Below are 11,144 nucleotides of genomic sequence, written 5' to 3'. Positions count from 1 at the left end.
ATATGTTATCTGGGAAATATAGAAATTAGATGAATATAAAATCTATTTCAAAAAACATATTTTAGTCTCAAATTTGTGATTAACTTAATATTTTACAAAGAGTTAATTGATTATTTGGGGTTGTAGGACAGGCGAAAAAGTGGTATTGCGGGCTTTACGCTTTAGCTGCAAGGTGTTAAATTGATCACGTTTCCGACAAATAAGTTAGTAAAGAAATCTAAAAATAATTTTTGTAAATTGCACGTTAACAGGAATAAAGCGTTAGCGGGCGCTGGGCCTTAGTGGAAACTGGCGATTGTAAGCACTGAAACTGAAGCAGGCAAAACACTTGTATCTTTATATTGAAACGCTGAAGCAGCGGCTGGATGCAATTAATCAGCTTAGGTTAGAGCGTGCGACTGACTCGATGAGTGCCACGTTTAAGCAGGTTTATAATTTAATTCCAGTATTATTACATTATCATCACCCAATGATGCCGGGTTATATCGAAAACGACGTTCCTCATGGCGTTTGTTTTTTTAAACCTGATGAAACCCAGCTATTTTGGATTAACGATATGGAATACCAGTTAGCTGGTGTTTTATCTCATTCCTCTAATGGTGAATTGCCAATTACGGGTATTTACTCGATGGGCAGCACCTCTTCTATCGGGCAAAGCTGCTCTTCTGACTTAGATATTTGGGTTTGCCATCAATCATGGCTGGATAATAGTGAAAAAGATTCATTGGAACAAAAATGCAGTTTAATACAACAGTGGGCTGCCTCACTGGGTATTGAGGTTACATTTTTTCTGATAGATGAGAATCGTTTCCGCCATAATACCAGTGGCAGCCTGAATGGCGAAGATTGTGGTTCAACTCAGTATATTCTTCTACTGGATGAGTTTTATCGCACTGCGGTTCGGATGGCAGGTAAACGCCTGCTATGGGCGATGGTTCCTGTAGAAGAAGAAGCGAATTACGATGATTATGTCACCTCTTTATATGCTCAGGGGGTTTTAACACCTAATGAGTGGCTGGATCTTGGAGGGTTGGCGGAGTTATCGGCAGAAGAATATTTTGGTGCCAGTTTATGGCAACTTTATAAAAGTGTCGATTCTCCTTATAAAGCTGTATTGAAAAGCCTGTTGCTGGAAGCCTATTCCTGGGAGTATCCCAATAGTAAATTGCTGGCGACAGAAATGAAGCAACATTTCCATGAAGGCTTGATTGTCTCTTATGGTCTTGATGCTTATTGCATGATGCTTGACCGTGTTACCCATTACCTGACGGCGACTAACGATATGACGCGTCTGGATTTAGCCCGGCGCTGCTTTTATCTGAAAGTTTGTGAAAAAACTGAGAGTAACGGTGCTCAGGGATGTACTGGATGGCGGCGGCAGGTTATTGCTCAGTTAGTACAGGAATGGGGATGGGATACTGAGAAACTGGCGATACTGAATAACCGCAATTCATGGAAAATTGAGCAGGTACGTACAGCGCATAATGAGTTGCTGGATACCATGATGCAGAGTTATCGCAACCTTATCCGTTTTGCCCGGCGTAACAATTTAAGTGTGAGTGCTAGCCCGCAGGACATCGGCGTATTGACTCGTAAGTTGTATGCTGCGTTTGAAGCACTGCCCGGCAAAATCACATTAGTTAACCCACAAATTTCACCGGATCTGTCAGAACAGGATCTGACATTTATTTATGTTCCCCCGGGGCGGGCAAATCGCAGTGGCTGGTATCTTTACAACCGTGCCCCGACAATAGAATCTATCATTGGTCACCAGCCGCTGGAATATAATCGTTATTTAAATAAGCTGGTGTCATGGACCTATTTCAACGGATTGCTGACGGAAAAAACCCGCCTTCATATTCGCAATGGTGATTCTCAGGCAGATAAGAAGAATTTGGCTGATTTAGTCAACGATATTTCCACTCATTTCCCGATTCGTTTGCCTGCACCGACACCAAAAGCACTATACAGTCCCTGTGAGATCCGCCATCTGGCAATTATTGTTAATTTAGAAACTGATCCAACTACCCGGTTTTCCGATCAGATTGTGCATTTTGATTTCAGAAAATTAGATATCCTGAGTTTTGGTGAATCACAGCAGTGTATGGTGAGCAGCATTGATCTGCTTTACCGTAATTCATGGAATGAAGTGAGAACGCTGCATTTTAATGGTGAACAATCCATGCTGGAAGCGCTGAAAACCATTCTGGGCAAAATGCATCGTGACGCCGAGCCTCCAGCTAGCGTTGAAGTTTTTTGTTACAGTCGGCACTTGCGTGGATTGATTTGTACCCGTGTCAGACAATTGGTTTCAGAGTGTATCGAATTACGCCTTTCCAGTAACCGTCAGGATCTTGATCGCTGTAAGGTATTGCGTATTTCCGGTCAAACCTGGGGGCTGTTTTTTGAACGGTTGAATGTTTCAGTACAAAAACTGGAGAATGCGGTTGAGTTTTACAATGCAATTTCAAATACCAAACTGCATGGTTTACCGATTAGAGTTGATAACAAAGACAAACAGCTGCCTTCTATTATTGACGGATTTGCCTGCGAGGGAATAATTCAGTTTTTCTTTGAGAATATTGAGGGTACTCAGGGTTTCAACATTTATATTCTTGATGAATCAAATAAGGTAGAGATTTACCCTCATTGCGAAGGAAGTAAAGAAGAACTGGTACGTGATGTCAGCCGTTTTTATTCTTCATCCCATGATCGATTCACTTATGGTTCCAGCTTTATCAATTTTAACCTGCCACAGTTCTATCAGATCATAAAGAAGGGTGAACGCACTCATGTAGCTCCATTTATGGATGGGCAGTCACTGCTGGATCATGAGACAGATAGTGTTACCGTGCTGGAGACGGGTGAAGCAATGAGGGCGAATAGTCAGTACCATTCTTGCCACTATTGAATTCAGTGAGCCATCGCTGGAATAGCCGGGCGTTTGTCACATATATTTGTCATAAAAGTGCCGTATTTTCGATACGGCACAAATGCCGATAATTGCAGCTTTATATAAAAGCTAGCTAAATAGCAACGAGCTAAAACAGGAAAGGCTCGCCGCTCTGCTCGGTGATTGCTTGTCCCAACATAGAAAGGAAGTCGTTGCCACTACGGTCGCAAACCCATTGGTTATCGCGATAATCGAAGTGATAACCTCCATTTTTAGTTGCCAGCCAGATTTGATGAAAAGGTTCCTGTCGATTGATAATGATTTTGCTACCATTATCAAAACTGAGCGTCATGACACCGCCATTGGTTTCACAGTCAATATCTGCATCACCTTCATAATTATCCAGTTGTTCTTCAATGTGTGACATCAATTGATCGGCCAATTGATGAAATTCGCTATCGTTCATATTCATTTCCTATTTGCTTTTCAGGGCCTAACTGCGATTATAGAGAGTATTGGCGTATGAATCACAGGCATTAATTATGATGAACAAACAATTCCGTTGGTCACTTGCTATCATAACATTACTCTCTGTTACAGGTTGTGGCCTGAAAGGTCCTCTTTACTTCCCTCCGGCAGAGCCAGCGGCACCTCAGGTTTCAGTTAATAAAACACAGCCTGCGGGTCAAGTTTCTCAGGACAGCACGTCTAATAAAAACGATACTTCTAAAAACAATATCTCAGCGAGTGCCCAATAAGCGTGAGCTGGTGATGGGCTTTCATTGGAGTGGTATATGCAATTCTCCAAAATGCATGGTCTTGGCAATGATTTCATGGTTGTTGATGCAGTAACCCAGAATGTTTATTTTTCACCGGAATTAATCTGCCGGTTGTCAGATAGACATACTGGCGTAGGATTTGATCAACTGTTGGTTGTTGAAGCACCCTATGATCCTGATTTAGATTTTCATTATCGTATTTTTAACGCGGATGGCAGTGAAGTATCTCAATGTGGCAATGGAGCACGTTGTTTTGCCCGTTTTGTTCGTTTACGGGGATTGACGAATAAGCGTGATATTAAAGTCAGTACACAGGCAGGCCAAATGGTACTGAGCATCAATCATGATGATCAGGTCTGTGTCAATATGGGGGAACCTGTCTTTGAACCCCAGTCTGTTCCCTTTCGCGCGAATAAAGCCGAGAAAACTTATATCATCCGGGTTATGGAGCGCACTGTGCTCTGTGGTGTCGTATCAATGGGGAATCCCCACTGTGTTATTCAGGTTGATAATGTGGACACGGCAGATGTTGAGGTACTCGGTCCTGTTCTGGAACGTCATGAACGTTTTCCTGAGAGAGTAAACGTTGGTTTTATGCAGGTCGTAAGTCGTAACCATATCCGTTTACGTGTATTTGAACGGGGTGCCGGAGAAACTCGGGCATGCGGCAGTGGTGCGTGTGCTGCTGTTGCGATTGGTATTCAGCAAGGTCTGCTGGATAAACAGGTTCGTGTTGATTTGCCCGGTGGTTCTTTGCAAATTCGTTGGGATGGGCCGGGGCAGCCACTTTATAAGACCGGGCCTGCAACTCACGTTTATGACGGTACAATTCACTTGTAATTGTGAAATATAAGGCATTGGAAAATGGGTAAAGAAAACGAACCATTACATACTGAAAGCATGTTGGATGATCAGATGGTGGTGGATTATCTGTTGGATAACCCCAATTTTTTTATCCGTAATGCTAATGCAGTTGACAGGATACAGGTTCCTCATCCGGTACGTGAATGTGTTTCTCTGATGGAATGGCATATGAACCGTCAGAGAAAACGGATCGATTATCTGGAAGACGATCTGGTACATCTGGTGGAGCAGGCAAAACAGAATGAGATCCTGTTTAACCGCCTGCTGCAATTGCTTGCTGAACTTTCTGCTGCCGAAAGTTTGCAGGGTTTTCTTTCCCGTTTGAGTGCCTGGGCTAAAACACTGGGTCTGAGTAACTGCTATATCCGGCTGTTTTCTGATAAGTGGTTGCTTGGCGCTCCTCTGAATGCGCCGGATTTGGCGATATCCCGTAATGCTTTTGAATCTGTCCGTATTCAGCGATTCGGCGATAGTAACCATTATCTTGGGCGGTTGCATGGCCCGGAAATTTTATTGTTGATGCCTCAGGCCCGTCATGTCGGTTCTGTCGCAGTGTCTCTTTTAGGAATGCGGGGGGAGCTGGGTATGGTGATCTTCAATAGTCATGATAAACAACATTATTACGATGGTATGGGAACGGATCTGTTGGATCAGTTAGCGAAACTATTACCGGGGTTACTGTCCCGTTGGGTTGAGCGAGCATGAGCCAGCCAATTGATTCACTCCTTGAGTCAGTAGAGGCTTTCCTGCATTACCTGCGGGTTGAGCGCCGTTTAAGCCCGATGACAATAATCAATTATCGCCGACATTTGACGGTGCTGGCCGAAATGTCACTGGAAATGGGCATAACCGAGTGGCAGGCACTTGATGTCACCAAAGTCAGAATGTTCGCTACCCGTAGTCGTCGGGCTGGATTACAGTCTGCCAGCCTTGCCCTGCGTCTTTCTTCCCTGCGAAGTTTCCTTGACTGGATGGTCACGCAGGAAAAAATGGAAGCTAATCCGGCTAAAGTTGTTAGCACGCCACGTAAAAAACAGCATCTACCTAAGAACATGGATGTCGATGAGGTAAATCAGCTCCTCAATATTGATCTGAATGATCCGTTGTCCGTGCGTGACAGAACAATGATGGAAGTCATGTATGGTGCGGGCTTACGTTTGTCAGAGCTGGTTGGGCTGGATTGCCGGCATCTGGATTTGGAAAGCGGTGAAGTCTGGGTATATGGTAAGGGCAGTAAGGAGCGTAAAGTCCCTGTCGGCAGAATTGCACTGGAATGGCTGCAACGCTGGCTGGTCATGCGGGAATTGTTTGAACCGGAAGATAATGCTGTTTTCATTTCGACCCAAAGTGGTAAACGGATGTCTACACGTAATGTGCAAAAGCGATTTGAACAATGGGGGATCCGTCAGGGAGTAAACAGCCATATTCACCCCCATAAACTGCGTCATTCGTTTGCGACACATATTCTGGAATCCAGTGGTGATCTCCGGGCAGTGCAGGAGCTGTTGGGCCATGCGAATTTATCGACGACCCAAATATACACCCATCTGGATTTTCAACACTTAGCCAAAGTTTATGATGTGGCTCACCCCAGAGCAAAAAGAGGGAAATCATAATGCGTTTTTATCGGCCTCTCACGCCGTTTGCGGCGATGACATTCGATCTGGATGATACACTTTACGATAATCATCCCGTCATCGACAGAACCGAAAAAGAAGTATTGTGTTTTATCAGGCAGTACGATAGTAAATTCAGCCATTTTGGCCGTGAAGATCTGTATGTATACCGTCAGGCGGTGCTTGAGATGGAGCCTGAAATATACCACGATGTAACATTATGGCGGCGGCAATCCGCAGAGCTGATGTTCAGCTATCACGGTTTTAACCGTGATGAGGCGATACGTGGTGCGGATGAGATTATGTCCTGTTTCACTTATTGGCGTAATCAGATTACAGTACCGGAATCCACGCATAACATCTTATCGGTACTGGCAGAAAAAATACCGCTGGTGGCAATCACCAATGGTAATGCAGAACCCGCTGAATGTGGTCTTGCCCCTTATTTCAAATTTGTACTCAAAGCCGGCGTGGACGGGCGTTCCAAACCTTATCCGGATATGTACCATCTGGCGGCTGAACGGCTGGCATTGCCGGCAAATCAAATCCTGCATGTTGGTGATAATTTGCAGACAGATGTTGAAGGCGCAATTCTCAGCGGTATGCAGGCTTGCTGGATCAATATTGAAAATAAAAATCTCATGCAGGAACCGGAAGGGCGACTGGTTCCCCATGTTGAGATTTCTGACTTGGATTCTCTGATCGCACTGATATAATTTCAGACTGTAAATCTGTATAAAAAAACAGTGACAGCGGTCATTGCTAACAACTGATGGTAATTATGGACGTCTCTTATCTGCTCGAAAGCCTGAATGATAAACAACGTGAAGCCGTTGCAGCACCCCGTACCAATATGCTGGTACTGGCTGGAGCCGGTAGTGGTAAAACCCGCGTATTGGTGCACCGGATCGCCTGGTTACTGTCAGTTGAACATGCCTCACCTTTTTCCATTATGGCGGTGACATTTACCAATAAAGCCGCAGCGGAAATGCGCCATCGTATTGAAAGCCTGATTGGCACCAGTCAGGGCGGTATGTGGATTGGAACCTTCCATAGTCTGGCTCACCGTTTACTGCGGGCCCATCATTTAGATGCCAGTTTGCCACAGGATTTTCAGATTCTTGACAGTGACGATCAGCTGCGTTTGATCAAGCGGATCATTAAGGCGATGAATCTGGATGACAAACAGTGGCCTGCACGTCAGGGCATGTGGTACATCAACGGTAAAAAAGATGAAGGTCTGCGCCCTCGCCATATTGAAAGCTACGGTAATCCGGTAGAAGTCACATGGCTGAAAATCTATCAGGCCTATCAGGAAGCCTGCGATCGGGCCGGACTGGTTGATTTCGCTGAACTGTTGTTACGCGCTCATGAGCTATGGCTGAATAAACCGCAAATATTGCAACATTATCGCGATCGTTTTACTAATATTCTGGTAGACGAATTTCAGGATACCAACAGTATTCAATACGCATGGATCCGCCTGTTAGCAGGGGATTCAGGCAGAGTTATGATCGTGGGTGATGATGATCAGTCTATTTATGGCTGGAGAGGGGCGCAGGTCGAAAACATCCAGCGTTTCCTGAAGGATTTCCCCGCAGCAGAAACTATTCGTCTGGAACAAAATTACCGTTCTACCAGTAACATACTTAAAGCCGCCAATGCCCTGATTGCACATAACAGTGATCGTCTGGGTAAAAATCTGTGGACAGAAGGCAGTGAAGGAGAACTTATCTCACTTTACTCGGCTTTTAATGAGCTAGATGAGGCGCGTTATGTGGTCAGTCGCCTGAAAAACTGGCTGGATAACGGAGGCGCTTTGAAAGAGTGCGCGATCCTGTATCGCAGCAATGCCCAGTCCCGTGTATTGGAAGAAGCATTATTACAGGCTTCCATGCCTTACCGGATCTATGGTGGCCAGCGCTTCTTCGAACGGCAGGAAATCAAAGATGCGTTGTCTTATCTGCGCTTAGTGGCAAACCGTAATGATGACGCGGCTTTTGAGAGAGTAGTGAATACACCGACCCGGGGAATTGGGGACCGAACCCTTGATGTTGTGCGCCAGATGGCGAGGGATCAGCAGAAGACACTCTGGGAAAGCAGCCAGTTGTTGATTCAGGAAAAGGTACTGGCAGGTCGGGCTGCATCAGCTTTACAACGTTTTATCGAATTAATTAACGCGCTGGAAACGGAAACACAGGAAATGTCGCTGCATGTGCAGACTGATCGGGTTATCCGGGATTCTGGCCTGTGGGCGATGTACCAACAGGAAAAAGGTGAGAAAGCACAGGCACGTATCGAAAACCTTGAGGAGCTGGTTACTGCGACCCGTCAGTTCAGCTATCAGGATGAAGACGAAGATATGATGCCGTTGCAGGCTTTTCTGTCCCATGCTGCGCTTGAAGCAGGTGAAGGGCAGGCAGATGCCTATCAGGATTCTGTCCAGCTGATGACCCTGCATTCGGCAAAAGGTCTCGAATTCAGGCAGGTCTTTATTGTTGGCATGGAAGAGGGGATGTTTCCAAGCCAAATGTCCATTGATGAAGGAGGGCGTCTGGAAGAAGAGCGCCGTCTGGCTTATGTCGGTGTGACAAGGGCAATGGAAAAACTGACGCTGACTTATGCTGAAAGTCGCCGTTTATATGGTAAAGAGGTGTACCATCGCCCATCGCGTTTTGTTGGTGAGTTACCGACAGAATGTGTCACTGAAGTTCGTCTGAGGGCAACAGTATCCCGACCGGTGAGCCATAAGCGGCTGGGAACACCGATCAGCGCCAATGATAGTGGCTACGCTTTAGGGCAACGAGTCCGCCATCCTAAATTCGGTGAAGGAACGATTGTTAATATTGAAGGCAGTGGGGAGCATTGCCGTTTGCAGATCGCGTTTCAGGGTGAAGGCATCAAGTGGCTGGTCGCCGCTTATGCCAGACTTGAAACCGGCCAATAATAATCCGGTCGAATGTTGACAGGCTTTTTCTTCTAGACCCTATGGATTTCAAAAAAGAGGCAGTTTGAAATACGACGGGTATAAGCGTAACATTCGCGCCTTACGATCAATGTAGGGAGTATAAGGAGACTTATGGTACATGCTGAACGCATTTAAATTAGAGAATAATCGCCTGCTCCGTCTTGAACTTGAAGAAGGTGATACATTATCCGACTCCATGTGGGTAGATTTGGTTGGGCTGGGAGATGATGATCGACTCCGGGTTCAGAACGAATTAGGACAAATCCTGGCGACCCGCACTGAGCTGGATGATATCGAGGCTTCGGCGCGTTTTTTTGAAGATGAAGATGGCCTGCACGTCCACTCATTCTTCTATTTTGAAGACGCCGAAGACCATGCTGGCAACTCGACAGTCGCATTTACCATTCGTGACGGTCGTCTCTACACATTGCGAGAGCGTGAACTCCCTGCATTCCGATTATACCGAATGCGCGCCCGCAACCAGACTATGGTTGACGGGAATGCTTATGAGCTACTGCTGGACTTATTCGAAACCAAGATCGAACAGTTGGCAGATGTTATTGAAAATATCTACAGTGTGCTGGAATCCCTGAGCCGGGTCATTATGAACGGTAAACAAGGGGATGAATTTGATTCAGCTCTGTCTAACCTTGCTGAGCAGGAAGACATTGGCTGGAAAGTGCGCCTTTGTCTGATGGATAGCCAGCGCGCTCTTAATTTCCTTGTGCGCCGTGCCCGTTTGCCTGCTAACCAGTTAGAACAGGCGCGTGAAATCCTGCGTGATATCGAATCCCTGTTGCCACATAACGAGTCCCTGTTCCAGAAAGTTAACTTCCTGATGCAGGCGGCGATGGGCTTTATTAACATCGAACAGAGCCGGATTATCAAGATATTCTCCGTTGTTTCTGTTGTGTTCCTGCCCCCGACGCTGGTGGCTTCCAGCTACGGTATGAACTTCGAATTTATGCCGGAGTTACACTGGACATTTGGTTATCCGGCAGCTATTGGAGTGATGATTGCTGCGGGACTGGCACCTTACCTCTACTTTAAGCGGAAAAACTGGCTGTAACCTTTCCGGCTTCCACTCTTTAAGTCGCCGCTCTTTTGGCGGCTTCTACGGCCTCCAGTCACATAGTCAGTTATGTTTCTGGGGGCGTTTATCTTTATACTATGACGCGAAGTATCTGCTATAGGTTGTTAATGATAAATCACAAACGGCGATTATTCCTATTTCTCTGTACTGAATATACTCTACTAATGACATGGCGAAATTTAGACCCGTTTGCCCTGCCTCCCTTGGTGCTAGGAAAAAGAGAGTTATCATTACACAATACGGATCACGACTGTAGTACTAGCTCCAAAAGATACACTTTCTTCAGTTTTCAATTAATGTGAGCCAAAAGATAGATACCCAAATACAGCACGTTCAACCCTTTCCGTAAGCCCTGATTTGGCAGATTCCCCGTATTCACCTGCAGTATCAACCATGCCTTTGATTATTGCCATCACGTCTCGCGTAGCAGCCTGGATATCGACCTGAAGAGGAATATCAGGGGTTATCAGCAGTTCAGTGATAATGCTACGCAGTTGTGTATTTGCCCACTGTACATTCCTATCAAAAGGCAAACGGGCCTCTTCAAAATCAAGCAACCGAGCCAAAGCAGGACGGTGTAGTTGGTGGTCGACACAGGACTTAATAAAGGCAGAAATCCCGGCACGTCCATTCGTCTTTGTTACCGCTTTTTGCGCTTCAGCGATAAGCCGTGTTGACTCACGTACAATTAAAGCTCCCATCAGCGCATCTTTGCATGGGAAGTATTGATACAGGGAACCGATACTTACGCCAGCCAGTTCTGCAACGGCATTTGTTGAAAAACCCTCGTGACTATGCTGCTCCAAAATGCGAGCAGTTGCCTCAATAATAGCTTCAACCATCGCGAGGGAACGCGCTTGTTTCGGCTGTTTTCGTAACTTTGGTCGTTCTTGATTTGATAACGTTTTCATGGGGGAATGCGAGTTGTGAA

Annotated in this window: 10 protein-coding genes; 8 read left to right on the top strand and 2 right to left on the bottom strand. The window is 45.7% G+C overall.

Annotation, left to right across the window (positions count from 1 at the left end; genetic code table 11):
* The first annotated feature begins 328 nt into the window (after positions 1 to 328).
* Positions 329 to 2,911: a class I adenylate cyclase gene (locus tag AACX38_RS13415; protein WP_339385682.1), complete on the top strand. Its 2,583-nt coding sequence runs from the start codon at positions 329 to 331 to the stop codon at positions 2,909 to 2,911.
* Positions 2,912 to 3,041: 130 nt separating this feature from the next.
* On the opposite strand, the gene cyaY is transcribed toward AACX38_RS13415, so the two are convergent.
* A complete protein-coding gene (cyaY, locus tag AACX38_RS13410; protein ID WP_099124155.1) occupies positions 3,042 to 3,359 on the bottom strand; it encodes an iron donor protein CyaY in 318 nt (105 codons plus the stop codon).
* 76 nt (positions 3,360 to 3,435) lie between these two features.
* On the opposite strand from cyaY, the gene lptM reads away from it, so the two are divergent.
* The 7 genes from lptM (at position 3,436) to corA (ending at position 10,189) form a co-directional block, all read left to right on the top strand.
* Positions 3,436 to 3,651: an LPS translocon maturation chaperone LptM gene (lptM, locus tag AACX38_RS13405; protein ID WP_228864571.1), complete on the top strand. Its 216-nt coding sequence runs from the start codon at positions 3,436 to 3,438 to the stop codon at positions 3,649 to 3,651.
* A gap of 36 nt (positions 3,652 to 3,687) precedes the next feature.
* A complete protein-coding gene (gene dapF / locus AACX38_RS13400; RefSeq protein ID WP_099119953.1) occupies positions 3,688 to 4,512 on the top strand; it encodes a diaminopimelate epimerase in 825 nt (274 codons plus the stop codon).
* A 24-nt stretch (positions 4,513 to 4,536) separates the two neighbouring features.
* Complete coding sequence (locus tag AACX38_RS13395; RefSeq protein WP_228864570.1) at positions 4,537 to 5,241, top strand: DUF484 domain-containing protein; 705 nt, start codon at positions 4,537 to 4,539, stop codon at positions 5,239 to 5,241.
* Positions 5,238 to 6,152, top strand: a complete 915-nt coding sequence (gene xerC / locus AACX38_RS13390; RefSeq protein ID WP_099119955.1) for a tyrosine recombinase XerC — start codon at positions 5,238 to 5,240, stop codon at positions 6,150 to 6,152. The genes AACX38_RS13395 and xerC overlap by 4 nt, the downstream gene beginning before the upstream one ends.
* Positions 6,152 to 6,868: a 5-amino-6-(5-phospho-D-ribitylamino)uracil phosphatase YigB gene (yigB, locus tag AACX38_RS13385; RefSeq protein WP_228864569.1), complete on the top strand. Its 717-nt coding sequence runs from the start codon at positions 6,152 to 6,154 to the stop codon at positions 6,866 to 6,868. The genes xerC and yigB overlap by 1 nt, the downstream gene beginning before the upstream one ends.
* A 65-nt stretch (positions 6,869 to 6,933) precedes the next feature.
* Positions 6,934 to 9,099 carry a DNA helicase II gene (uvrD, locus tag AACX38_RS13380; RefSeq protein WP_445327114.1) on the top strand — a complete coding sequence of 722 codons (2,166 nt, stop codon included), beginning with the start codon at positions 6,934 to 6,936 and terminating at the stop codon, positions 9,097 to 9,099.
* Positions 9,100 to 9,238: 139 nt separating this feature from the next.
* Positions 9,239 to 10,189 carry a magnesium/cobalt transporter CorA gene (corA, locus tag AACX38_RS13375; protein ID WP_099109327.1) on the top strand — a complete coding sequence of 317 codons (951 nt, stop codon included), beginning with the start codon at positions 9,239 to 9,241 and terminating at the stop codon, positions 10,187 to 10,189.
* Between the two features lie 317 nt (positions 10,190 to 10,506).
* Here corA and AACX38_RS13370 read toward each other — a convergent pair whose 3' ends face one another.
* Positions 10,507 to 11,124, bottom strand: coding sequence for a TetR/AcrR family transcriptional regulator (locus AACX38_RS13370; protein ID WP_099120193.1), 618 nt, complete (start codon positions 11,122 to 11,124; stop codon positions 10,507 to 10,509).
* Positions 11,125 to 11,144: the final 20 nt, after the last annotated feature.

Origin of the sequence: Xenorhabdus sp. PB30.3 (genome assembly GCF_963895965.1) — a bacterium.
GTDB classification, from domain to species: Bacteria; Pseudomonadota; Gammaproteobacteria; order Enterobacterales; family Enterobacteriaceae; genus Xenorhabdus; species Xenorhabdus stockiae.
Note: the sequence above shows the minus strand (reverse complement) of the source record. Positions and strands in the feature narration are given on the sequence as shown.

What these genes read in the sequence shown, in the direction of transcription:
- AACX38_RS13395 (WP_228864570.1), top strand. Translation starts at nt 4,537, where the DNA reads ATGGGTAAAGAAAACGAACCATTACATACTGAAAGCATGTTGGATGAT.
- uvrD (WP_445327114.1), top strand. Translation starts at nt 6,934, where the DNA reads ATGGACGTCTCTTATCTGCTCGAAAGCCTGAATGATAAACAACGTGAA.
- corA (WP_099109327.1), top strand. Translation starts at nt 9,239, where the DNA reads ATGCTGAACGCATTTAAATTAGAGAATAATCGCCTGCTCCGTCTTGAA.
- lptM (WP_228864571.1), top strand. Translation starts at nt 3,436, where the DNA reads ATGATGAACAAACAATTCCGTTGGTCACTTGCTATCATAACATTACTC.
- cyaY (WP_099124155.1), bottom strand. Translation starts at nt 3,359, where the DNA reads ATGAACGATAGCGAATTTCATCAATTGGCCGATCAATTGATGTCACAC.
- xerC (WP_099119955.1), top strand. Translation starts at nt 5,238, where the DNA reads ATGAGCCAGCCAATTGATTCACTCCTTGAGTCAGTAGAGGCTTTCCTG.
- yigB (WP_228864569.1), top strand. Translation starts at nt 6,152, where the DNA reads ATGCGTTTTTATCGGCCTCTCACGCCGTTTGCGGCGATGACATTCGAT.
- AACX38_RS13370 (WP_099120193.1), bottom strand. Translation starts at nt 11,124, where the DNA reads ATGAAAACGTTATCAAATCAAGAACGACCAAAGTTACGAAAACAGCCG.
- dapF (WP_099119953.1), top strand. Translation starts at nt 3,688, where the DNA reads ATGCAATTCTCCAAAATGCATGGTCTTGGCAATGATTTCATGGTTGTT.